We start from the raw sequence: 24236 nt of genomic DNA, 5'->3' as shown, positions 1-24236 counted from the left end.
GTTTTACGCGGCGCGCGGCGGCGTGTTACCCTCGCCCAAGTCCCAGAACACGCCCGCCATCACCCGCAGCGCATCGCGGCAGACGGGTTTTAGCACATGTTCATCCGGCGCGTGCTGCGAACAGCTGCGGTAGGAATGCGGCACCCAGACGGTGGGCAGGCCCAAGATATCGCTGAAACTGTCATTGGGCAGCGAGCCTGCGAGGTTGGGCAGGATATGCGGCGCTTTCCCGGCGCTTTTCGTCAGAGAGTCGGCTACGAACTTCACCCAAGGGTGATCCGCATCCAGCCGCGTCGCGCGGAAGAAGCCGCGGTCATGCGGTTCGATCCGCACATCCTCGAACCCCTGTTTATCAAGGTGCCGGCGCAGGGCGGGCAGGATGTCTTCGGGGTCGGTGCCGACGACATAGCGCAATTGGCAGGTGGCCGTCGCATGGGCCGAGATCGCGTTGACCGGCGCTTCGGGGACGCCGCTTTTCATCGCGAGAATGGCAAAGCTGTTCCAGCCATAGGCGCGCTCGACCGGGGTCAGGTCTTCTTCGCCCCAGTCGCTGTCGATGGCGGGGCCATCATCGCTTTCGATCGGCAGATCTTTCAACGCCGCGCGGACCGAGGGGGTCAGGCTGTCGGGCCGCCACGCGGGGATCTGGATTTGCCCGCGTTTGTCGGTGATGGTCGATAGGGCCTGCGCCAAGATCATTGCAGGATCGGCCAGCAAGCCGCCCCAGTTGCCGGAGTGATGCGCGCCTTCGCGTTTGTCGACGATCAGATCGAACGACACGCCCCCGCGCGAGCCCATGAACATGGTCGGCACTTCAGGTTGCAGCCGCGGCCCGTCCGAGGCGATGAGCACGTCGGCGGTCAGTTCCTCGCGGTGTTCGGCAAAGAACTCGGGCAGGCCCGCGCTGCCGGTCTCCTCGCTCATCTCGATCACGATGCGGCAGTTGAAACCCAGCTTGCCGCGGGTTTTCAGAACGGCTTCGATGGCGGCGATGTTGATCAGGTGCTGGCCCTTGTTGTCGGCGGTGCCGCGGCCATAAAGTTTGTCACCTTCTTCGACCAGTTTGAAAGGATACAGCCCCTCGCGCCACTGGTCGGTCTGGGCGCGGATCACGTCGCCGTGGCCATAGGTCAGCACGGTCGGCAGGTCGTCCCCCTCACGGCGCTCGCCCACCAGAAAGGGGCCGCCGCGCGGGTCAGGATTGTCATGAAAGCTACAGGCAAAGCCCATCGCCGTCAGCCGCGGCTCCATCGTCTCGACCAGATAGCGTTTCAATTCGGGGGCTTGGTCGGGGTTCTGGCTCTCGGTCTCGTAGGAGACGAGGTTGGCCAGTTCGGCTTGGAATGTCCCCTCATCGAAATAGGTCGAGATCGCTTCGATCGCTTGATCGCGGGTCATGCTTGAATGTCCTTTGTCATATCTTCGGAAATGGCGTCGCCCCAAGGCGACATGATCTCGGTGCAGCCGGAATTCTGCCCGCCCGCGCGCATCACGCCTGCGGGGCAGGCGAAAGCGTAGGGAAAGATCGTGCGTTTGGTCTCGGCGACCGCGTTGTTCTCGCGCAGCCGGTCGAGCACATCGCGCGGCAGGCTTTCATCGGCGATGAGCTGGTTGGCGTCCGAGGCGTCAATGCGCGGCGCGTGGAAGCTGTCTTCGAGCGACATGTCGAAATCGGTGATGAAGGAGGACAGTTGCGCCACCGCGCCCAAAATCTTGCGCCCGCCGGAGGCGCCGAAGGCGAAGCGTTTGTCGCCCTGCTCGCCGATCACGGGGCAGACATTCATCAGGCAGCGCTTGTTCGGCCCGAGCGAGTTCGGGCGGCCCTGAACCGGGTCGAACCACATGATGCCGTTGTTCATCAAAAAGCCGGTGGAGGGCGAGACGACGCGCGAGCCGAAGATCGACAAGAGCGTCTGGGTCTGCGCCACCATATTCCCGTGGCGGTCGACGACCGAGAAATGCGTGGTGCAGCCCGGTGCCTCGGGGCTTTCGCCGGTGTCGCCCATGGAGCCCAGACGGCGGGCATAGGCGCCTTTGAGGGCCTCGGCCATGGCGGCATAGCTGTCTGGGCCGGGGGCGCTCCCGAGGTCTTCGGTCGAGAGAGAGGTAAAAGTATCGCGGAAGGTTGGCCCGGCGGTCAGCCCCGGCACCACATGGAAGCGGGCATCGCGGTAGGCGAAGTCGAGCGGCGCGCTGAACTCGGCGCGGTAGGCTTGCAGGTCGTCGTGGCTGAGGCAGCCGCCCTTGTCCTGCACATCCCGCGCCATCGCGGCCCCAAGGTCTCCATCATAAAGCGCGCGCGCCCCGTGCCGCGCGATCTGGTCAAGGCTGTCGGCCATGCGCGACTGGTCCAGCCGCTTTTCGGCCAGCGCGGTCCAACCGCTGATCGTGGGCCACTGCCCGTCTTCCAGAAAGAGGTCCGCCGCATCCACATCCTGCGCAAGGGCGCGTGTGCAAGAGGCGATGACCAACGCGGCATACCAATCCACCAACAGACCCTTGCGGGCATGTTCCACCGCCGGGGCAAGCAGATCGGCCCAAGGCATCTTGCCGAAACGTTCATGCGCTTGGCCCAGCCCGTCGACCACGCCGGGCACGGCGATGGCGGTGGCGCCTTGGACGTTGCGGTCCCCCTCGACATGCTCCCACGGGAAGAGATCGCCCGCCTTGCCTCGCCCGCTCAGCGGATAATTCGCCGGGTCGAGTGCGCCGGGGCTGCGCATGCCGTGGTTGAGCGCATGGGCTTGGCCTTCTTCCGCACGCCAAAGCATCATCGCCCCGCCGCCCGCGGGGCCGCTCATCCAAGGTTCCAACACGCCGATGACGAAAGAGGTGGCCACAGCCGCATCCACCGCGTCTCCCCCTGCCGCAAGCACCTCGGCCCCCGCGATTGCTGCCAACCGATGCTGGGCGGCGACGACGCCATGTTCGGTTTCGATGACGGTTTTGCGGGTTTGACTGCTGTGCGACAGGTTCGATGACATGGGATTACTCTTGTTCGTACATGGGGGTTTCCGGATCGTGCAGATGGCAGGCGACATGCCCCTGCGGGATCGGGGTGTGACGCGGTGCTTTTTGCTTGCACAGATCCGTGGCGCGCGGGCAGCGCGGGTGGAAATGGCAACCGGGCGGCGGCGCGATCGGGTTCGGGTAGGCCATGCCAAGCTGCGTGTCCGGCACGCCCAAACCGGGCTCGGGCGTCAGCACGGATTTCAAAAGCGCCTTGGTGTAAGGGTGACGCGGCGCGTCAAAGAGCCCGGCGACCGAGTTCTGCTCGACGATCTCGCCCAGATACATCACCGCCACGCGGGTGGCGAGGTGTTCGACCACCGCCAAATCATGGCTGATGAAGAGATAGGTAAGGCCGAACTCCTCGCGCAGCTCGCCCAGCAGGTTGAGGATCTGGCTCTGCACCGACACATCCAGCGCCGAGGTCGGCTCGTCGCAGATCACCACCTCGGGTTTCATGATGAGCGCCCGGGCGATGGCCACACGCTGGCGCTGGCCGCCCGACATCTGGCTGGGGTAGGTGTTGATCACCCGTTGCGGCAGGCCCACAACGTCGAGGATCTCTTTGACCTTTTTCTTGCGGCTTTCCTCGTCACCGATGTTGTGCACCCGCAGCGGCAGAGAGATCACGTCATAGATGCTCTTGCGCGGGTTGAGCGAGGAATAGGGGTCTTGAAAGATCGGCTGGATCCGCCGCGCCAGCGCCAGACGGCCCTGCTGCGTGATCTCTTCGCCGTCGATCTTGACGTGACCGGCGGTCGGCTCCTCCAGCCCCAAGAGGATCTTTGCAAGGGTGGATTTGCCGCAGCCGGATTCACCGACGAGGCCCAGCACCTCGCCCTTGCCCAATTGCAGCGACACGTCATTCACCGCCGTGAGCGGTTTGACCTTGCCGAACATGCCCTGTTTCACCCGGTAGGTCTTGCTGACGCCGGAAAGCTCCAGCACCGGGGGTGTGTTTACGCTGTCCTTCATACGGTCAGCTCCTTCTCGGACTGGCGTTTGCCATCGGGGAAAATGCAGCGGAAGGCGTGGTTGCCGTCCTCGCGCTTGGGGATGTCGCCACGGCATTCGGCGACCGCATGGGGGCAGCGGGTACGGAAGACGCAGCCTTCGACTTCGCCCACCAGCGAGGGCACGATGCCCGGAATGGTGCCAAGTTTCGCACCGCGATCCGTTTTACCGGGCAGGGGAATGCAGCGCAGCAACCCGCGGGTGTAGGGATGCGAGGGCGCGTTAAAGATATCGCCCACCGGGCCGGTTTCGACCAACTCGCCCGCGTACATCACAGCGACCTTGTCGGCCACGCGGGCCACAACGCCGAGGTCATGGGTGATCAGGATCACGGCCATGTTCATCTCGCGGCCCAGATCGTGCAACAGCCGCAGGATCTGCGCCTGAATGGTCACGTCGAGCGCGGTGGTCGGCTCGTCCGCGATGATCAGTTCCGGCTCGCACATCAGCGCCATGGCGATCATCACGCGCTGGCGCAACCCGCCCGAGAGCTGGTGCGGGTACTGCGACAAGCGGCTCTCGGCGGCGGTGATGCCGACTTTCTCCAAGAGTTCAATCGCCCGGTCCCGTGCCTGTTGGCGGCTGACCTTGCGGTGCAAGAGCAGCGCCTCGGCCAATTGGTCGCCGATCGTATAGGCGGGGTTCAGCGAGGTCATCGGCTCTTGAAAGATCATCGCCATCCGCGCGCCGCGCAGTTTGCGCATCTGGCCTTGGCTGGCGGTGGTCAACTCGGTGCCATCAAAGGTCATCCGATCCGCGTTTCGCTTGATGGATTTGCCCAAGAGCCCCATCAGCGCCAGCGAGGTGAGCGATTTGCCCGAGCCGCTTTCGCCGACGATGCACAGGGTCTCGCCACGGTTGAGGTCGAAGTCGATCCCGCGCACCGCATGCAGGGTGCCGCCGCCCGTGGGAATGTCGAGCCGCAGGTTGCGGACGCTCAGAAGTGGTTCTGTCATGGGTCAGCTCCGGTTTTCGGGGGCGGTGACGTCGCGCAGACCGTCACCCATCAGGTTGATCGCCAGCACCAGCACGAAGAGCACGGCGCCCGGGATCAGCACGAGCCACGGCTCGAACAACATCATGTTCTTACCTTCGGAGACCATCAGCCCCCAGCTCGGCGTCGGGGGTTGCACCCCAAGGCCGAGGAACGACAGTGCGGCTTCCAGAAGGATCGCATGGGCCATCTCTAGCGTTACGACGACGATCAGGTTGTTGGCGATGTTGGGCATGATCTCGGACAAAAGGATGCGCGGGGTGGAGGCGCCGATCACCTGCGCCGCGGCAACATATTCGCGTCGCCGCACCTGCATGGTCGAGGCGCGCATGACCACTGCGAAACGGTCCCAAAGAAGCAGGCCCAGCACCATGATCACCACTTGAAGTGACCCGCCAAGGATCGCGACGACCGCAAGGGCCACCAGAACCACCGGCATCGCGAGACGCACGTTGATGAGGAAGGTCACGACCGCGTCGACCTTGCCGCCGAAATAGCCAGCAGCCACGCCCATGGCGGTGCCGATCAGGCCCGAGATTAGCGCCGCCACGGCCCCGATCAGCAGCGAAATCCGCGCACCGTAGATGAGGCGCGACAGGTAATCGCGGCCCAGATGGTCGGTGCCCAAGGGATGCTCCCATGCGCCGCCCATGAAAACGGGGGGCTCCATCCGGGTCATCAGGCTTTGGGCATAGGGATCATGTGGTGCAATCCAGGGCGCGAGGATCGCGATGATCGTGAGGATGATCAGAACGACCGCCCCGATCAGCAGACCTTGGTGCCCGAAGATGCGCTTGCGCAGCATCTGGCCGGGGGTCGGGCCGGTGATTTCGTCCAAAAGGCTGTCATGTGTGCTTGCCGTGGCCATGTCAGCTGCTCCTCATGCGGGGGTCGAGCCATGCGTTCAGCACGTCTGCGAGGAAGGTGAAAACAATGTAGAACATCGAGAAGATCAGGATCAGCGCCTGCACGGTGGGCAGGTCGTTGCGCGCGATGCTCTCCCACGCCAGATAGCCCGCGCCATGCAGCGCGAAGATCGACTCGACCACGATGGAGCCGCCCAGCATGAAGCCCATCTGCACGGCGGCGAGGCTGACCACCGGGATGATCGCATTGCGCAGCGCGTGGCGGAACAGCACCCGGCGCTCGTTCGCGCCCTTGGCCCGCGCGGTGCGGATGTAGTCGGAGTTCAGCACGTCCAGCATGCCCGCGCGCGTCAGGCGCATGATGGCGGGCATAGCGTAATAGCCCAGCACCACCGTCGGCAGGATGAAATGGCGCCATGTGTCGGTGCCCGAAGGCGGCAGCCAGCCCAGTTGGATGGCGAAGACCACGATCAGGATGAGGCCGAACCAGAAGCTCGGCATCGCCTGACCGGCAACCGAGATGAAGAGTGCCACACGGTCGATGATCGAATTGGGGCGGATCGCGGCGACCACGCCCAAGGGCACGGCGGTCAGCAACGCGAAGGTGATCCCGCAGACGCCGAGCGTCATGGTCACGCTCAATCGGTCGGCGATGAGCGAGGCGACGGGCAGGCGGAAATAGTAGCTCTCGCCGAAATCGCCCTGAAGGGCCGAAAACAGCCATTCGCCATATTGCACCAGCATGGGCCGGTCAAAACCATAGAGACGGCGCAGGGCCTCGATATCTTCGCCACTGGCGGTTTCACCGGCAAGTGCTGCGGCGGGGTCGCCCGACAGGAACAGCAGGCTAAAGCTGATAAACGACACGGTGAAGGCCACGAGAAGGGCCAGTCCCAATCGTTTGAGAATGAATTGAAGCACGGGTGCAACTACCTTGAGGCTGCGCCGCAGGCGAGGGCCTGCCGCGTGGGTCTGGGTTGGGTGCGGAAGGGGAGAAGGGCAGGGGCACCGGTCACGGCGCCCCTGCCGATTGGTTTACTTCCAGCTGGCAGTGGTGAAGCGCAGGACTTCGTCGGCTGTGGGTGTGTATTCCACCTCATTGGTGGTCACGTAGTTGGTGTTGTAGGAGAACATCGGCGCCCAATAGGCTTCCTCGGTGATGCGTTCGATCGCTTTGGAGTAGTTCTCTTTACGGACCTCGGGGTCGGTCGAGCTGTCGGCGATGTTGAGGTATTCCAGCGTCTCGTCGTCCATCGCGTAGTCGAGCGAGCCATGTTTGAAGAACTGGCTGACCATGGCGGAGGCGTCGTTGATCGAATAGCTGCCCCATGTCTGGAACGACACGGCGGTTTCGCCCTTCATGTTCTGCTCGCGCAGGGCGGAATACTGCAACATCTTGAAGTTGGTATCGATGCCCACAGCGTTCAGGTAGCTTGAGATCGCTTCGGCATATTCACGGTCGCGGTAGGCGTAGAAGTCGATGGTCAGACCGTCTTCGTAGCCCGCTTCAGCCAGCAATTCCTTGGCCTTCTCGGGGTTGTATTCATACTCGACCGCCGCGTCTTCGTCGCAGCCGAACTGGCTGGGGAAGCAAGGGGTGTAGACGACTTTGGATTTGCCTTTAAGCAGCGCGTCGACCAGTTCCTGACGGTTGATCGCATAGTTCACAGCCTTGCGCACGCGCACTTCGGTGAAGGGGCTGTCCTCGGAGCGGCCCGCCGCATCCAGCGTCAGATAGCCTACACGCATGGTGGATTCGTTGGAGACTTGGAACTCATCCCGCTCGGCCAGTTTCTCGGCTTGGTCCGACGGCACCTGCCAGATCAGATCAAGCGAGCCGCTGAACAGTTCCGCCATCTGCGTGTTCACATCCGGGATGGTGCGGATGTCGATGTTCTTGATGCTGGGCTTGCCCTTGGGGCTGTCGTGGTAGCCCTCATAGGCTTCCAGTTTGAAGTGCTGGCCGGGGACGACCTCGGTCACCTTGTAAGGGCCGGTGCCGACGGGTTTCAGGCCCATGCCTTCGGGGCCGGCTTCTTCGTAATAGTCGCTGGGATACATCGAAACGGGGCCGGAGAGGAATTCAATCGCCGCCGGGAACTTCTCTTTCAGCATGATGCGCACGGTGTAGTCGTCGACCTTCTCAGCCGATTTCATCCAGTTCACGTTGCGCTGCGTTTTCACGCCATTGGCCTCATCGGCGACGTAGTTCACGGTAAAGACCACGTCATCGGCGGTGAAGTCCGACCCGTCGTGGAATTTCACGCCTTCGCGCAGTTTGAATTCGATGGTCGTGTCGTCGATCCATTCCCATTCGGTGGCGAGGTTGCCCATGTATTCGTTGGTGACCGGATCGCGGTAGATCAGACCATCCCAAACCGCGCGTTGCAGCACCACGCCTTCGCGGGACGAGTTGAAGTAGCTGTCGACGTTCTCAAGCTCTTTGGTGAAGGCGACATTCAGCGTGTCATTGGCTTTGTCCGCCCAAGCCGCGCCCGTGGCGGCGGCCAGGACAAGCCCGGTGATGGTTGATTTCAGGACCGTGGATTTCATGGTCAACTCCCCTGCTGGTTAACGAATTCGGTTCCGTATCTTTTTGACTTGCGTCTCGTATCATATAATAATACTTGGTATCGCAATACGATTAATAAACGCAATCAGATCGACATACGTCAAGCCCCGGTTTGAACAATTGGGCCAGATTTCGGGGTAGGTGATTGGAAAAGAAGCAAAATACCCTTTACGTCGGGTCGCTTGCCAAGGGGCTGCGGCTGCTCCGCGCCTTCGATGAATCGCATACGGAATTGTCGCTGGTCGAGCTGGCCGCGCGCAGCGGATTGGATAAAAGCGCGGTTCAGCGGCTGGCGAATACGCTGCATATCGAGGGGATGTTGGAAAAGGACCCAGCCACGCGGCGCTACCGCCCGTCTCATGCTTGGTTAGAGCTGGCCTATGCCTATTACTGGTCGGATCAATTGGTGGGGCAGGCGATTCCCAAGCTGATCGACCTTAGCCAAGAGATCGGGGAGACGGTGAACCTTGCTGAGCTTTCGACCGATCACATCATCTACGTCAGCCGATTGCCCTGCCAGCGAACCTATTTCGCGGCGACGGTGATCGGACGGCGGCTGCCTGCGCTTTCGACGTCAGCGGGGCGGGCGATCATCTCGACCTTCTCGCCCGAAGACCGGGAAGACGCGATCGAGACTTGGCCGCTCAAACCCTTTACCGCGCGCACCACGATGGACCGCGCCACGATCCGCAACAGCATCGGTGAGGCCGTGCAGCAGGGCTATGCGATCTCCAGCGATCAGATGATTTTGTCCGAGATCGGGGTGGCCTGTCCGATTACCGGCCCCGATGGTCGGGCCTTTGCGGCGGTGCAATGTTCGGTCTCGGCGCATACCTGGACGCGGGAGCGGATCAGGGCCGAGATTCTGCCGCGCCTTCAGGACACGGCGAACGCGATTTCACCCTCATCACAGGTGCATCGGCGCTAGAAAAAGGGCCGGAGCATTTCTGCCCCGGCCCGGTGTTTTCTTATTCCCAGTTCAGCTTTTCTTCGCGCTGCCAGAACCGAAGTTTCCGGCAGGTTTGAAGGAACGCGTCCGCATTATCGGCAGAGACCTCCATCGTCCCCTCGTCCTTCTCGACCCCGGCGGCGTTGAGCAGCGGATCGGCGGTAGTGGTCCAAGCGATGAACTTGTTATGCGCAAAGGCGTCCGAGATGAAATCCTGCGCCGGTTTGTTCTTGGCGATCTTATCGGCTTTCTCATTCCCGAAGACTAAGGCCACCGCGTCAAAGACCACCGACGGGCCGCCGTCGATCTTCTCATCCGCTTCGCGGGTGCTGCCGTCCGAAAGGCTCACCCCTTGGATATGCGGTGTCACGATGGCCACCATCGCGCCCTCGTCGGCAAAGGCTTTTTCCAAGGCTTCCACCACCGAGGCATCCGCGCCTTCTGTCAGGAACAGACCCAACTTGCGGCCCGCAAAGCTGTTCGGCGCGTTCTTCAGAATGCTGAGCGCATCCGACGGCGGCAGACCGGTGATCGGCTCCCGCGCGGGTTTGGCGGGGTCCGGCATCTCGGTCACGCCCAAGCCTTCGGCCACCTGTTTCGCCAGATCGTCATGCACGTTCATCAGATGCGAGAGCATCCGCAGTCGAATGCGCTCTTCCTGACATTTCGACAGCTCGAAGGTATAGGCCGCCGCGATGTGCTGCTGCTCGATCTCGGTCTGGCTGATGTAGAACTGCCGCGCTTGGCTGTAGTGGTCAGCGAATGTCTCGGACCGCACGCGCTGTTTCGTGCCTTCGACCTCTGCCGGGTAGCTCTGGAAGCCAATCTCGGGGTTCTCGCGCGGACCACCATCCTCGCCCCAGCTGTTGGGCTCATAGTTCACGCGGCCCTTGGGGTTGTGCATCGCCATATGCCCGTCTTGCTGGAAGTGGTGGAACGGGCATTTCGGCGCGTTGATCGGAATATGGGTGAAGTTCGGCCCGCCGAGACGCTTAAGCTGCGTGTCGAGGTAGGAGAAGTTCCGCCCCTGAAGCAGCGGGTCATTCGTGTGGTCGATCCCGCGCACGATGTTCTGGGTGCAAAAGGCCACCTGCTCGGTCTCGGCGAAGAAGTTATCGACATTGGCATCCAGCGTCAGCGTCCCGATGATGCGCACCGGCACCTGCTCTTCGGGGATGATCTTGGTGGCATCAAGGATGTCGAACTCGAAGTTGTCGGCGAATTCATCGTCGAAGACCTGAATGCCCAAATCCCACTGCGGATAGTCGCCCGCGTCGATCGCATCCCACATGTCGCGGCGGTGAAAATCCGGGTCCGCGCCGTTGATCTTGAGCGCTTCGTTCCAAACAACCGATTGCAGACCCTGCTTGGGCTTCCAGTGGAACTTGACGTAATGCGATTTGCCCTCGGCATTGACCAGCCGGAAGGTATGCACGCCGAAGCCTTCCATAAAGCGGAAGGAGCGCGGGATCGCACGGTCGGACATCTGCCACAGCGTCATATGGATCGCCTCGGGCGAGAGCGAGACGAAATCCCAGAAGTTGTCATGCGCCGACTGTGCCTGCGGAAAGCCACGGTCAGGGGCGGGTTTGACGGAGTGGATGAGATCGGGGAACTTGATCGCGTCTTGGATAAAAAACACGGGGATGTTGTTGCCGACGAGGTCCCAGTTGCCCTCTTGCGTGTAGAACTTCGTCGCGAAACCGCGCACGTCGCGGGCCAGATCGAAAGAGCCCTTGTTGCCTGCCACGGTGGAGAAACGAGTGAACGTCGGGGTCTTTTCGCCGACGCGCTGGAAGATATCGGCGCAGGACAGTTCGGGGATCGCTTCCTTTAGCTCGAAATGCCCATGCACGCCGTAGCCGCGGGCGTGAACGACACGCTCTGGAATGCGCTCGTGGTCGAAGTGGAACATCTTCTCGCGGAATACGTGGTCTTCCATCAAGACCGGGCCGCGCGGACCTGCCTTGAGTGAGTTCTGATCATCCGCGATCGGGCCGCCCTGCGCGGTCGTCATCGTCTTTTCGCGGTCCGTGGTTTGCTGGCGGGGTTCGCCGCCTTTGCCAAGTTCTTTGTCTGTCATGATCTTTCTCCACAGCGCCCCCGGAATATAATCGGGAGGATTTGTTGCTAATATGTGGCGGGCCGAGAGGGCCGCTCTAGAGCCGGCGGTGATTGCCCGACCCTATGAGAGTTCAACCACCCCCGCGGCGAGGGGTTCCGATGCTTTTGCCCGGCGGGCGGGAAAGTTCTCGCGGGGGTGGAGATCTGCGGCCTCCGGTGCGAGGGGGGCGGCTGTCTCACGGGCCGCGGACTTCTCCAAAAAGCCCCGCAGCAGCGCGATATGCGCGGGCAGTTCATCGACCGGAATGCGTTCAGCCTCTGGCACCTGCACCGGCCAGCAGCCCAAACCCCCCCGGCGCAGTTTCTCCAGCAAGCAGCCCGCATCCGGCAAACAGTCATCGGCCAGATAGCCCGCCCCGCTCAGCCGGTTGCGCAGCGTATCGGCCATGCCGCCCGCCGCGCGCCCGACAAGCCTGCAAGAGGCTTCGACCCAGACATCATCCGCGTGATGCACCCGGCGGCCCGCGGCCCGCAGGGCGCGGATGATCGCCCGGTCTTCGCCGCAGGGGATCGGGGCGAAACCGCCGACGGCCTCATAGGCATCGCGGGTAAATCCTAGGCTGGCCCCCGGCGCTTCGCCGTGGCTGCCTTGCAAATCGGCGCAGTTCGGGGCGTGCCGCGCGTAGAGCGTGAGCACCAAGCGGCGGTAGGCCATTTCATGGGCCTCAAACATGGGGTCTTGCTGCGCCAAACCGGCAGCCTCTTCGGGGTTCAGCGTGACCCTACCGCAGAGGGCATCAAAGCGTTGGAGGTGGTGAATGCTGCGCGCGACCCAATCGGGGCTGACGCGGCAATCGGCATCGGTGGTCAGGATCTGGCGCAGATGAGGCATCTGTTCCAAGGCCACTGCGCAGCCCTGCCGCCGCGCCGCGCCGACCCCCATGCCGGGGGGGAAGGTGAGATCGAGCACGGTGAGGTCGATGCCAAGCCGCGCTGCCGCCGCCTTGGCGATCTTGGCGGTATCGTCATCGGTGTTGTTCACCACAAGGATCACGCGAACACGGTCGTTGCACTGGGGGGCGAGGGCGGTGAGGCAATCGCCGATCCGCTGTGCCTCGTTCCGGGCGGGGATGATGATCGCGGTGTCTTTCCAGCGCTCGAAACTCATCTGTCACCCTCCGGAAAGGCGCGGTCGATGCGGTAGTTCTCGGTCTCGCTGACGCAGGTGAAGGCATGGGTGTCGAGCGCCTTGGCAAAGCCGTTCAGCGCCTCCTCCCCTTGCAACGGATTGCCGGTGTCACCGCGCCAAGTCACGCAGATGATCTCGGCCTGCGGCCAACGGGTGGCGATGTCAGTGGCCAGTTGTTCCAGCCCCGCGTGATCCAGAAAATAGAGCACTTCGGAGAGGATCAGCAGATCGAAGTCCCCCTCGGGCAGGGGGCCGGGATAGAACCCTTGGACGAAGCGCCCCTCCGGCACCGTTTTGCGCGCGGCGGTCAGGGCGCTGGCGACTGCATCCATCCCGGTATAGCGTGCGCAGATGTCGATCAGGTGGCGTGCCAGTTGACCATTGCCGCAGCCGAGTTCAAAGGCCGAGCGGTAGCCATCCTGTGAAAGCGCCGCCCGCGTCGCCGCGAATTTGGCCTGCTCATAGGCGCTATGTTCGAACCCCCAAGGATCGCTCGTCTCGGCATAGAGACCTTGGAGATGATCTAACCCCACACCCATCACGGCATCCTCCAGAAGATTTCGTCTTGCTGCGCGAAGAGGTCGATCATCGCCTCGGGCAGAATGAACCCGTCGGGATCGTCTTGCACGACTTGGCCAAGCTGGCTGCGATGCGCGCGGATCGCGGCGCTCTTGGCGTCGCGGTAGGCGGCGGTGTCGAGGGTGAGGGGGGCGTAGCCTGCTGTGTTCTCGGCAAAGTTCGGATCATCGAAACGGCTCCACACCGGATAGCTATGAAAATGCAGATTGGGGCGCTGCGCGCGCAGGCCGTCGGCCAGTGACGCGGTGGTTTGGTGGTCGCAATGTTTGTCCTCGCTTGCCGGGACGAAGATGTGGCGTGCCGCTTGCGCGTCGATCACCTGCATCAGCTCAGTCAGGATGGCGTCGGCTGCCACCTCGTGCAATCGGCTGTCGGGATGGCCGAGCCATGTCAAATCCGCCGCGCCGCCACCAAGGAGATCGAGCGCCCCTGCCAGTTCCGCGCGCCGCGTCTCGGCCAATCGGGCCGGGGACCATGCGCGGGAACCGGGGTGGCTGGCGCCGCCATCGGTCAGGCAGATGACATGCGCCCCGGCCCCTGCGAAAGCGCGGGCCAAAAGACCGCCGCAGCCGAGTGTTTCGTCGTCCGGATGCGGCGCCAGAACCACGATCTTTTCGCGGCCCGACAGAGCCTCGGCGAGGGGGGCGTTATGGCTCATCCAAAGACACCCCAAACCGTCTGGTCACTCGAAAGCGCATGGCGAGCGGCCCGTTGCAGGAAGGCGTCGCGCGCGGCTTGGCGCAAATAGACCGAAAGATCGCGCGCCATGCGACCCGTCTCGGAAGTTCCGGTGAAATGGCGCAACCCAAGGCTCTGTTCCACTGCTTTGATCGCGTCGAGGGCGACTTCCTCAGTATAAATCCGCGCGGCGATGGAGGTGTTGACGAGGGTCTCTTCCTCGTGGTCATCCGCGTTGGCGAGAGCGGCGCGTTCGACCAATGCCATACCAGCCCAGACCCGCATCAGCACCTGCATCAGGCGGCTCAACTGGGCCTCGGCCTCAAGCCGGTCCATGCCCCGCAGGGTACTGGCCGCCGCATCGATCAACCCTGCCGCCGCGCCCGCCTGAAGCGCTGCGATCCGCCAAACGCCGCCGACGAAATGCGGCTCTTTCAGATAGTCGCCGGGGGCGCCGATAAGCGCGTCATCCTCAAGAGGCAGGCCAGAAAAATCATACGTCCCCGAGGCCGTTGCCCGCATCCCCAGCATGTCCCATTGCGAGGCATCGCCGCGGGCGGGGTCGGTCACATCGATCAGCGCAAGCTGCACCTCAGGGCCGGAATTAAGCGAGACGAGCGCATGGGTGACAGTGCCTAGGCCGGAGGCAAAGATCTTCTCACCCTTCAAAACACCCTTCTCGAAACGCGCCGGATTGCCGCCATCGGCCCCCCAGACGCCCAGAAGCCCGCCCTGCCGGATCACCTGCTTCGCCCGCTCCGCCTGCGCCGCACTGCCGTATAGGCGGATCAGGCGCAGCGCGTTGACGTGGCCCTCCCATAAGCGGCCGACGCTGAGGTTGGCGGCACCGATCTGCATCAGCGCATGGGCGGTGCGCAAAGGGGTTGTGGCGCCGTCTTCTAGCATCAGCCCCGCGTCGCGCAGAATGTCGATAGAGCCGCTGATCGGGGCGGTGCCCGCCTCTTCGGCCCGCGCCGCGTGGCGCAGGGCCTTTCGGGCAGATTGCGAAAGGATATCCCTTTGCGACTGGGGCGGGGAAGGGTCGAAACGCGGCGCACTGTTCATGGCAGTGCCCGACAGCCGCGCAAGGATACACCTTTGAGATCAAGCGTCACGATACTGCCCCCCATTCGTGAAACGGGCAGCCTGCGCGCGTGGCAGCACTGCCTTCGGGAGTGCAACCGTTCAACTTGTCTCTTGGTTCCCGCCTACGTTGCAGCCGCGGCAGGGGGCGGATGTCAGCCCTCGGGAATCTCGCCCATCACCTTGGGCACATGGTAGCCCTTTTGCACCGCGTCCCGCGCGCGGAGGCGCTGATACCACGCACGCACATTGGGATAGTCGGCAAGGTCGATCTGCTGCCACTCATAGCGCGAGACCCAAGGCCAACAGGCCATATCCGCGATGGAATATTCGCCGCAGATGTGGTCCCGCCCTTCAAGCTGTTTGTTGAGCACCCCGTAAAGCCGTTTGACCTCGGCCCCGAAACGCTCTTCGGCATAGGCGGCCTTGCCGGGGTTGAAATGCAAGAAGTGATGCGCCTGCCCGGCCATGGGGCCAAAGCCGCCCATCTGCCACATCAACCATTGCATCACCTCGGCCCGGGCGGCCTGCCCCTCGGGCAGGAAGCGGCCATGTTTCTCGGCGAGGTAGACCATGATCGCGCCGGATTCCATCAGGCTTACCCCAGTGTCATGGTCCACGATGGCGGGGATTTTGTTGTTGGGGCTGATCTTTAGAAACTCGGGCGCGTGCTGCTCGTCCTTGCCGATGTTGATGGCATGCACATTGTAGTCGATCCCCAATTCTTCGAGCAGGATCGAGACTTTGCGGCCGTTGGGGGTGGTCCATGTGTAGAAATCAATCATCGCTTCGGTCCCATATGCAGAGGTGCGTTTCGGTTTCTTGCAATGTTAAGCAGGCGGTTTGCGGCGGGTCAACTTAAGGAACCACAGCGGTCTGCCGGGGGTTTTGCTTAACAAGGCACCAATTTGCGGAGCGAAGATGCAGAACAGTGACCCCCTAGCGCAGCCCGACATCGCAGATCGCGCGAAATCCGTTTTGGAAGTGCTTTGCGACCGCGACATTCACATCGCCACAGCGGAAAGCTGTACTGGCGGGCTGGTCGCCGCGTTGCTCACGGATATCGAAGGGTGCTCCCACGCCTTCGAGCGGGGTTTCGTCACCTATACGGATCAATCCAAGCATGAGCTGTTAGGCGTCGACCGGGCGCTTTTGGACCGCTGCGGCGCGGTTTCGCGCCCCGTGGCGATTGCCATGGCCGAAGGCGCGCAGCACCGTTCCGGCGCGCAGATCGCCGTTTCGACCACCGGGTTCGCCGGGCCGGGCAGCGCCGAGGATGAAGAGGGGCTTGTGCATTTTGCGCTTGCACGCGAGGGGTGTAACACGGTTCATCGGGCCGAGTCCTTTGGCGCCATTGGCCGGGATGCGATCCGGCAGCGATGCCTTGAAACGATTTTGGATATGTTGGAGGAGAGCCTGACGTGAGCAAGAGCCAAGCCGCCGCCTTTACCGCCTACCACCGTCATGGCTTTGTCCGGGTGGCGACCTGCACACCGCATGTGCGGCCCGCCGATGTGGCCTTCAACCGCGACAGCCTGTTGGACGAAATGCGCCGGGCCGATGCGGCGCGGGTGGATTTGCTGGTTTGCCCCGAACTGTCACTCTCGTCCTACGCCATCGACGATCTGCACATGCAGGATGCGCTGCTGACGGCGGTGGAAGAGGCGCTTGGCGACCTGATCGAGGCCAGCGCCGAGATGACCCCCGTGATCTTACTCGGCGCGCCACTGCGCCGTGAGGGGCGACTTTACAATTGCGCCATCGCCATTTCACGCGGGCAAGTGCTCGGCGTGGTGCCGAAGTCCTACCTGCCCAATTACCGCGAGTTCTATGAGAAACGCTGGTTTGCCCATGGCCGTGACACCGGCGGAGAGATCACCGTCGCAGGCCGCCGTGTGCCCTTTGGCGATGACCTGATTTTCGAGGCGACGGACCTGCCCGGTTTGATTTTCCATGCCGAGATTTGCGAAGACCTCTGGACGCCGGCGCCGCCCTCGGCGGATGCGGCTCTCGGGGGCGCCTTGATCCTCGCCAATCTCTCGGCGTCCAACATCGTGATCGGCAAATCCTCTGACCGTCACCTGCTGTGCCGGTCGCAATCCATGCGCGCCTTCGCGGCCTATGTGTACTCCGCCGCCGGGCCGGGGGAGAGCACGACCGATCTGGCGTGGGACGGGCAGGGGATGATCCATGAGTTGGGCGATCTTCTGGCCGAATCCACCCGTTTCCCGCTGGAGCCGGAGCTGACCATCGCCGATGTGGATTGCGGGCGTATCCAGTCTGAGCGGATGCGGACGGGCAGTTTCCATGACGCCGCGCGGCACCGCGCGCCGGAATTCCGCCGGGTGACCTTTGCCCATCAGCCGCATCACGAAAACGCCGGACTGATCCGCCCCGTGCGTCGTTTCCCCTATGTGCCGAACCGCGAAAGCCATCTCGACCAAGACTGCTATGAGGCGTTCAACATTCAGGTCGAAGGGCTGCGCCGCCGCTTTGAGGCGACCAAGGGCAAGACCATGGTCATCGGCATTTCCGGCGGGCTGGATTCGACCCATGCCCTGATCGTGGCGGCAAAAGCCTGTGACCGTATGGGTATTCCGCGCGACCGGATCCTCGGCTTTACCATGCCCGGCTTCGCCACCTCCGAGGGTACCAAATCCAACGCGTGGAAATTAATGCAGGCCATGGGCATCACCGCGGATGAGATCGACATTCGCCCCGCCGCGCGCCAGATGCTTGAGGATATGAATCACCCCTTCTCGGACGGGGAGCCGGTCTATGACATCACCTTTGAAAACGTCCAAGCCGGTCTGCGCACCGACTACCTTTTCCGGCTCGCCAACCAGCGGCAGGGCTTTGTCATCGGCACCGGCGATCTGAGCGAATTGGCGCTTGGCTGGTGCACCTATGGCGTTGGCGACCAGATGAGCCACTATGCGGTGAACACCGGCGTCCCGAAAACGCTGATCCAATATCTCATCCGTTGGTCCACCCGTTCGGGCCAGTTCGACTCTGAGACGGACAAGGTTCTGCAAGCCATTCTTGACACCGAGATTTCGCCCGAACTGGTGCCCGCGGGCGAAGATGAAGAGATCCAAAGCACCGAGTCGATGATCGGCCCCTATGAGTTGAACGACTTCTTCCTCTTCCACACCATGCGCTACGGGCTCGCCCCGTCAAAGGTGGCCTTTCTGGCGTGGCACGCTTGGCATGATGTCGAGGCGGGGCGCTGGCCTGAGGGCTTTCCGCAGGGCAAACGTAACGCCTATGATCTGGAGACGATCCGCCACTGGCTCGAAAAATTCCTGCATCACTTCTTTGCCACCAGCCAGTTCAAGCGCTCGGCTCTGCCGAATGGGCCCAAGGTCAGCGCCGGGGGGGCATTGTCGCCGCGCGGGGACTGGCGCGCGCCGTCGGATTCTGTCGCCACGCCGTGGCTGGAAGAGCTGCGCAGCAACGTGCCAGAGAGCTGGCCCCAGAGCTAAGCCGCGCTATTCCTCGCGGCTCAGCTCGCCTTCGACAAAGTTGGGGGTCAGCGGCGGTGCCGCGTGGCGTTCTTGGGTTTCGGGATCGCTGCGCAGGGTCATGCGCAGCAGCCCCCATGCCACGATGGTCAACTGAAAACCGCCAAGCGCCAGTGGCAGGCCCCGCGGCCCCAGTGTATCCAGCAGCACCCCCGCCAGCAGCGGCCCGATCGCGGCGCCAATCCCCTGCATCAGCACCAGCCCGCCCGACACGGCCACCACCGCCGAGCCGGGGGCGCGGTCGTTGACATGGGCGATGACGATGGATTGCGCGGGCAGAACCAGCCCGCCAATGGCAAAGCCCAGCACCAGCAGCATCGACCCCGAAGGGGCGGGGATCGGCAGGGTCAGCATCATCAAAGCACCGCCCGCCGCAGCCAGTCCGACGCCCAAGCCCCGGCGGCTCATCCGGTCGGAAACCCAGCCCAACGGGAATTGCAGCATTAGCCCCCCGATGGTGAAGGCCGCGATCAGCAGGGCGATGCGCGATTGGGTATAGCCCATCTCTTGCGCGAAGAGTGGTGCCAGCCCGTAGAACGTCCCGATAGAGGCCCCGACCAGCCCTGCGCTGACCGCGCCGTAGGGCGACAGCCCCCACAGTCGGCGCAGCGATGGCGGCTCCTGCGCGCCTTCCGAGCGCGGCCCCTCCACACGGCTAAGCGAGATCGGCACCAGCGACAGGGACATCACGATGGAGACGAGCACGAAAAGGATGAACTCAGCTGGATCCCCGAGGTTCAGCAGGAACTGCCCCGCCGCACCTGAGGCCATGCCGACCATACCGTAGACCGCGAGCAATTTGCCCCGCTGCGCAGAACTGACCGAAGCGTTGAGCCAGCTTTCCGTCACGATGATCAACCCGGCAAAGGCAAAACCGGTGAGGCAGCGCACCGCGATCCAGACCCAAGGGTCGATGAAAGCCAAATGCATCAGCGCCGCCGCAGAGGCGACAGAGGCGAGTGCTGCAAAGGTGCGGATATGGCCCACCCCGCTGATCAGCCGCGGTGCCACGAAGGAACCCACGCTCAGCCCCGCGAAAAAGCCCGACATGATAAGGCCGGTTGTCGCCCCGCCGAACCCTTCGAGCCCCGCGCGCACGGCCAGAAGCGTGCCCTGCAACCCGTTGCTCATCTGCAAAAGCGAAAAGCCCAGTAGCAGTGTCGCCAGTGGTAGAACCGTCGCGCGCATGATGTCCCCTTGGTCTTTGATCCGGCTTGGGCCTGAATATGTGCGGCGGAAACGGAATTTCTAGTAATCAACCCCATTGCCCTTCCACCGGGCAGGCTTCCGCGCCATAGTGCTAGCAGCCAGCGGCCCCTTCGGGGAATGCCCAGCCATTGAACAAGCAGAATTGAGGTGCCTTTTTGGGGCCGATGCTCAATTATGCGCCTCGTAACATATTTTGAAAGCGCATCCCCCGTGAAAGCCCTGCGCCAATTTTTCGTATTTCTGCTGGTTCTCGTTGCGGGTCTTTACGCGATGTTAACCTATGTCCCCGCCTCCCGCCCCTATGTGGCGGAGACCGGCTTGCTTGATCTGCTGGGGATCGAGGAGGTCGCGGAGGCGCCACAGGCCTCTGGCTGGGGTTGGGGCGGCGGCGGACCCTCGCTGGTCGTCACCGCCGCGGTCAGCGAAGAGACTTTGGCCGATCGGATCACCGCCATTGGCGACGGGCGCGCGCGCCGCTCCGTCACGCTGCGTTCCAACGCCGTGGGGGTCATCACCGACCTGAACCTGCCCGCCGGGCAGTTGATCGAGGCGGGCACCGTCGTGGCCCTGTTGGAGAATGAGGCCGAGCAGATCGCCCTGAAGCAAGCCGAATTGCAGCTTGAAAACGCCCAGACCGAGCAAGACCGCGTGGAGCGGTTGCAAAACACCGGCGCGGTCAGCGAAGTGCGCCTGCGCGAGACGGAACTGGCCCTGCAAAGCGCCGAGCTTGCGCTCAGCCAAGCGCAGTTCGATCTGTCGCAACGCCGTATCGTTGCGCCGATCTCGGGTTGGGTGGGGATCACCGATATCGAAGAAGGCGACCGCGTCAATGCGCAGGATCAACTGGCCACCATCACCGACCGCAGCGAGATCCTGATCGATTTCCGCGTGCCTGAGCGGGTGGTGGGCAAGCTGGACCTTGGCAAAGAAATCACGGTCACCCCGCTTGGAATGCGTGACCTGACGTTGACGGGCGAAGTCAGCGCCATCGACAGCGTGATCGACCGCGCCAGCCGCACGCTTCTGGTGCAGGGCCGGGTGCCGAACGAAGGCGACCAGCTGCGCGCGGGCATGGCCTTTTCGGTCAGCTTGACCTTTGTCGGCGACCCCTATCTGGCGATCCCGCCGCTGGCGGTGCAGTGGTCCTCGGACGGGCCTTTTGTCTGGACGGTACGGGAAGGCAAGGCGCACCAAGTCGCGGTCGAGATCGCACAGCGCAACAGCAATTCGGTGCTCGTCCTGTCGGATGATCTAACCGCCGACGATGTGGTGGTGACCGAAGGGGTGCAAACCCTGCGCGAGGGCGGCGAGGTGCGTGAGGTCAACCGCGCGGGCAGCGTGCAGTCAGATGCCGCCCCGGCTGAGAAGACAACCCTATGAGCGCCGCCCCGACCGAAGACGCCACGCCGCCTGCGAGCACCGCCTCGGGCACCGCGCTTTTTGTGCGCCGCCCGATCCTTGCTTTCGTGCTGAACGCGCTGATCGTGCTGGCAGGCATCGCCGCGCTTTTCGGTGCGGAGGTGCGGGAACTGCCCAATGTCGACCGGCCCGTGGTCACGGTCACCACGACCTTCTCGGGCGCCTCCCCGGAATCCGTCGATCAGGAACTCACGGGGCGGATCGAAGGGGCCGTGGGCCGGGTCTCGGGCGTGCGGGCGATCTCATCGAACTCGCGCTTCGGGCGCAGCCGGGTCACCTTGGAGTTCAACGACAGCACCGATATCGACGTGGCCGCGACCGATGTGCGCGATGCAGTGGCGCGGATCGTGAACCAATTGCCCGAAGGGGCCGACCAGCCGCAGATCGTCAAGGCCGATGCCAATGCCCAGCCGGTGATGCGCATCGCCGTGACCTCCATGGGCCGCTCGCCGGAGGAGTTGACCAAACTGGTGCAGGACCGGGTCGAAGACCGGCTGATCTCGGTCAACGGGGTGGCGGATTTGCAGGTCTACGGCGACCGTGAGCCGTTTTTCCGCGTCGATATCGACCAGTTGGAACTGGCCAGCCGGGGCCTGACCCTAGGCGATATCCAGCGCGCCCTGGCCGATGTGGCCTATGACGCGCCCGCGGGCGATCTGGTGGGCGACCGTCAGTCGATCAACGTGCGCACCACGGCCAGCGTCGTCACCACACAGGCGTTCGAGGCGATGGAGATCAAGCAGAACGTCCGGCTCGGCGATGTCGCCAGCGTCACGCTCGGCCCCGCCGAAGGGGAGACGATCCTGCGCGCCAATGGGCAATTGGGCCTCGGCATTGGCATCATCCGGCAAGCCACGTCGAACACGCTTGAGATCTCGCGCGATGTGCGTGCCGTGGTGGGGGAGTTGAACGAGACCCTGCCCGAGGACGTGCGCATTTTCGTGACCTCGGACGATGCGACCTTTATCTCAGGCTCGATCCGCGAGGTGCTCTCGACGCTGGCCTTTGCCGTGGGCATCGTGGTGGCGGTGATCTTTGTCTTCCTGCGCGATTTCCGCGCCACGCTGATCCCGGCGCTGACCCTACCCGTGGCGCTGATCGGCACATTGGCGGCGATCTATCTGGTGGGCTTTTCGATCAATATCCTGACCCTGCTGGCGCTGGTTTTGGCCACTGGGATGGTCGTGGATGACGCGATTGTGGTGCTGGAGAATATCGTGCGCCAACGGGCAGCGGGCATGGGGCCGCGCGCGGCGGCGGTGCTGGGCACCTCGCAGGTCTTCTTTGCGGTCGTCACTACCACGGCCACGCTGGCGGCGGTCTTTATCCCGCTGTCGTTCCTGCCCGGTCAGGCAGGAGGGCTGTTTCGGGAGTTTGGCTTTACCCTCGCCATCGCGGTGATGCTGTCCTCGGTCGTGGCGCTCAGCCTTTGTCCGGTCTTAGCGAGCCGCCTTTTGACCAAACCCGCGGCCGAGAACCCGCACGGCCCTGTCGTGTGGCTCGGCAATCTGCTGTACCGGGCCTATGCGGCGACGCTTAGATGGGCGCTTGCGATGCCCTATGTTGTGGTGCTGATCGCGGCCTTCGTCGCGCTGACGGCAGTGCTGGTTTCGGGCGAGATCCGGCAAGAGCTGACCCCGCGCGAAGATCGCGCCGTGGCGCTGCTCAGCGTCTCGGCCCCGCAGGGCGTCTCGCTTGATTATACCCAAAGCAAGATGCGCGAGATCGAAGACCTGATCACCCCGCTGCAAGAGGCCGGAGAGGTGACGAACATCTTCTCCATCACCGGATTTGGCGCGGATAACCGGGGTTTCATGGTGTTCACGCTCGCCGGATGGGAGGATCGCGCCCGTAGCCAAGATGAGATCGTGGGCGAGATCAATGGCAAGCTGCGCGGCATCGTGGGCGTGCGGGCCTTTGCAATTCAGCCGAACTCCCTCGGCATTCGCGGCGCGGGGCGGGGGCTGTCATTCGCCATCACCGGCAACAATTACGAGCAACTGTCCCAAGTCGCACAGGCGATGGTCGACCGGCTGAGCACGAACCCCGCGATGGGGCAGGTGCGGCTGGAGTATGAACGCACGCAGCCGCAGCTTTTCGTGCAGATCGACCGGACGCTGGCCGCTGATCTCGGCGTCAATATCACCGGGCTGGGGCAGGCTTTGCAGGCCATGCTCGACGGGCGCGAGGTGGCATCGGTCTTTATCGACGACACCAGCTATGGCGTGCAGATGCTGTCGACCTCGGACCCGGTGAACGACCCGCGCGACCTTGAGAACGTCTTTGTCCAATCGGGCAACGGGCAGATGATTTCGCTGGCCAGTTTCGTGTCCCTCGAAGAGCGCGCCGTCGCACCCGAGTTGGACCGGGAAGGGCAGAACCGCTCTGTCGAGATTTCCGCCGGGCTGACGCCGGGCCTGTCATTGGGCGATGCGTTGGAACAGGTGCGCGCGGTCGGACAAGAGGTGTTGGAGGATGAAAACCTGATCGTGCCGCTGGCCGAAGCCGCCGCGTTGGATCAAACCAGTTCGGGGCTTTTCGTGACCTTCGGCTTTGCGATCCTCGTGGTTTTCCTTGTCCTCGCCGCGCAGTTCGAAAGCTTCATCTCTGCCATCGTAGTGATGGCCACGGTGCCCTTGGGGCTGGCCTGCGCGATCTTCGCGCTGCTGATGACGGGGCAAAGCCTCAATGTCTACAGTCAGATCGGGCTGGTCATGTTGATCGGGATCATGGCCAAGAACGGGATTTTGATCGTCGAATTTGCCAACCAATTGCGCGATCAGGGGGCGGATATCCACGCGGCGATCTTTGGCGCCTCCACCATCCGGCTGCGTCCGGTGATGATGACGATGACCTCGACCGTCTTGGGCGGCGTGCCGTTGATCCTTTCGGCGGGCGCGGGGGCCGAGGCGCGCGAGGCGCTTGGCTGGGTGATCGTCGGGGGGCTGGGCATGGCCACGCTCTCGACCCTTTATCTCACCCCCGTCGCCTATTTCCTGCTGGCGCGGTTCACCACGCCCAAAGCCGCCGAAGAAGCCCGGCTTCAGGCTGAGCTGTCTGAGGCGCAACCGGTCTGAGCCTGCCCGA

The 24236-nt window shown here is 63.3% G+C and carries 19 protein-coding genes; 5 read left to right on the top strand and 14 right to left on the bottom strand.

Annotated elements, in window-relative coordinates:
* Positions 1-3: 3 nt before the first annotated feature.
* The 7 genes from J7392_RS20375 to J7392_RS20345 form a co-directional block, all read right to left on the bottom strand.
* Positions 4-1398, bottom strand: a complete 1395-nt coding sequence (locus J7392_RS20375; RefSeq protein ID WP_209219167.1) for a M20 family metallopeptidase — start codon at positions 1396-1398, stop codon at positions 4-6.
* Positions 1395-2984 carry a gamma-glutamyltransferase gene (locus J7392_RS20370; RefSeq protein WP_209219166.1) on the bottom strand — a complete coding sequence of 530 codons (1590 nt, stop codon included), beginning with the start codon at positions 2982-2984 and terminating at the stop codon, positions 1395-1397. The genes J7392_RS20375 and J7392_RS20370 overlap by 4 nt, the downstream gene beginning before the upstream one ends.
* Positions 2985-2988: 4 nt before the next feature.
* Complete coding sequence (locus J7392_RS20365; RefSeq protein WP_209219165.1) at positions 2989-3984, bottom strand: oligopeptide/dipeptide ABC transporter ATP-binding protein; 996 nt, start codon at positions 3982-3984, stop codon at positions 2989-2991.
* A complete protein-coding gene (locus J7392_RS20360; RefSeq protein WP_209219164.1) occupies positions 3981-4979 on the bottom strand; it encodes an ABC transporter ATP-binding protein in 999 nt (332 codons plus the stop codon). The genes J7392_RS20365 and J7392_RS20360 overlap by 4 nt, the downstream gene beginning before the upstream one ends.
* Before the next feature lie 3 nt (positions 4980-4982).
* Positions 4983-5885, bottom strand: coding sequence for an ABC transporter permease (locus J7392_RS20355; protein WP_209219163.1), 903 nt, complete (start codon positions 5883-5885; stop codon positions 4983-4985).
* 1 nt (position 5886) lies between these two features.
* Positions 5887-6804 (bottom strand): ABC transporter permease, encoded by a 918-nt coding sequence (locus tag J7392_RS20350; protein WP_136720362.1) that lies wholly within the window; start codon positions 6802-6804, stop codon positions 5887-5889.
* Positions 6805-6918: 114 nt separating this feature from the next.
* Positions 6919-8436, bottom strand: coding sequence for an ABC transporter substrate-binding protein (locus tag J7392_RS20345; protein WP_209219162.1), 1518 nt, complete (start codon positions 8434-8436; stop codon positions 6919-6921).
* Positions 8437-8600: 164 nt separating this feature from the next.
* Between J7392_RS20345 and J7392_RS20340 the strand changes: the two genes are divergently transcribed.
* Complete coding sequence (locus J7392_RS20340; protein WP_067265122.1) at positions 8601-9383, top strand: IclR family transcriptional regulator; 783 nt, start codon at positions 8601-8603, stop codon at positions 9381-9383.
* 40 nt (positions 9384-9423) lie between these two features.
* On the opposite strand, the gene J7392_RS20335 is transcribed toward J7392_RS20340, so the two are convergent.
* The 6 genes from J7392_RS20335 to J7392_RS20310 form a co-directional block, all read right to left on the bottom strand.
* A complete protein-coding gene (locus J7392_RS20335) occupies positions 9424-11487 on the bottom strand; it encodes a catalase (protein WP_209219161.1) in 2064 nt (687 codons plus the stop codon).
* Positions 11488-11589: 102 nt separating this feature from the next.
* Positions 11590-12636 carry a glycosyltransferase family 2 protein gene (locus tag J7392_RS20330; protein ID WP_209219160.1) on the bottom strand — a complete coding sequence of 349 codons (1047 nt, stop codon included), beginning with the start codon at positions 12634-12636 and terminating at the stop codon, positions 11590-11592.
* Positions 12633-13196: a class I SAM-dependent methyltransferase gene (locus tag J7392_RS20325; RefSeq protein WP_209219159.1), complete on the bottom strand. Its 564-nt coding sequence runs from the start codon at positions 13194-13196 to the stop codon at positions 12633-12635. The genes J7392_RS20330 and J7392_RS20325 overlap by 4 nt, the downstream gene beginning before the upstream one ends.
* Positions 13196-13894 carry a PIG-L family deacetylase gene (locus J7392_RS20320; RefSeq protein ID WP_209219158.1) on the bottom strand — a complete coding sequence of 233 codons (699 nt, stop codon included), beginning with the start codon at positions 13892-13894 and terminating at the stop codon, positions 13196-13198. The genes J7392_RS20325 and J7392_RS20320 overlap by 1 nt, the downstream gene beginning before the upstream one ends.
* Entirely contained in the window at positions 13891-14979 is a 1089-nt protein-coding gene (locus tag J7392_RS20315) for an acyl-CoA dehydrogenase family protein (protein WP_209219157.1), read from the bottom strand. The genes J7392_RS20320 and J7392_RS20315 overlap by 4 nt, the downstream gene beginning before the upstream one ends.
* Positions 14980-15152: 173 nt before the next feature.
* Positions 15153-15782, bottom strand: coding sequence for a glutathione S-transferase N-terminal domain-containing protein (locus tag J7392_RS20310; protein ID WP_209219156.1), 630 nt, complete (start codon positions 15780-15782; stop codon positions 15153-15155).
* Between the two features lie 136 nt (positions 15783-15918).
* Here J7392_RS20310 and J7392_RS20305 point away from each other — a divergent pair, with 136 nt between their 5' ends.
* Together J7392_RS20305 and J7392_RS20300 are read left to right on the top strand one after the other, a co-directional pair.
* Entirely contained in the window at positions 15919-16422 is a 504-nt protein-coding gene (locus J7392_RS20305; protein WP_209219155.1) for a CinA family protein, read from the top strand.
* A complete protein-coding gene (locus tag J7392_RS20300) occupies positions 16419-18482 on the top strand; it encodes an NAD(+) synthase (protein ID WP_209219154.1) in 2064 nt (687 codons plus the stop codon). Before J7392_RS20305 ends, J7392_RS20300 begins: the two co-directional genes overlap by 4 nt.
* 6 nt (positions 18483-18488) lie before the next feature.
* On the opposite strand, the gene J7392_RS20295 is transcribed toward J7392_RS20300, so the two are convergent.
* Entirely contained in the window at positions 18489-19709 is a 1221-nt protein-coding gene (locus J7392_RS20295) for an MFS transporter (RefSeq protein ID WP_067265100.1), read from the bottom strand.
* 195 nt (positions 19710-19904) lie between these two features.
* Here J7392_RS20295 and J7392_RS20290 point away from each other — a divergent pair, with 195 nt between their 5' ends.
* Both J7392_RS20290 and J7392_RS20285 read left to right on the top strand, forming a co-directional pair.
* A complete protein-coding gene (locus J7392_RS20290) occupies positions 19905-21110 on the top strand; it encodes an efflux RND transporter periplasmic adaptor subunit (RefSeq protein ID WP_247744680.1) in 1206 nt (401 codons plus the stop codon).
* Positions 21107-24226: an efflux RND transporter permease subunit gene (locus J7392_RS20285; protein ID WP_209219153.1), complete on the top strand. Its 3120-nt coding sequence runs from the start codon at positions 21107-21109 to the stop codon at positions 24224-24226. The genes J7392_RS20290 and J7392_RS20285 overlap by 4 nt, the downstream gene beginning before the upstream one ends.
* The last annotated feature ends 10 nt before the right edge of the window (positions 24227-24236 follow it).

This window comes from Sulfitobacter sp. R18_1, from assembly GCF_017743915.1.
Classification (GTDB): Bacteria; Pseudomonadota; Alphaproteobacteria; order Rhodobacterales; family Rhodobacteraceae; genus Sulfitobacter; species Sulfitobacter faviae.
The sequence above is the reverse complement of the archived record's forward strand: the minus strand, read 5'-3'. Positions and strand labels throughout refer to the sequence as shown.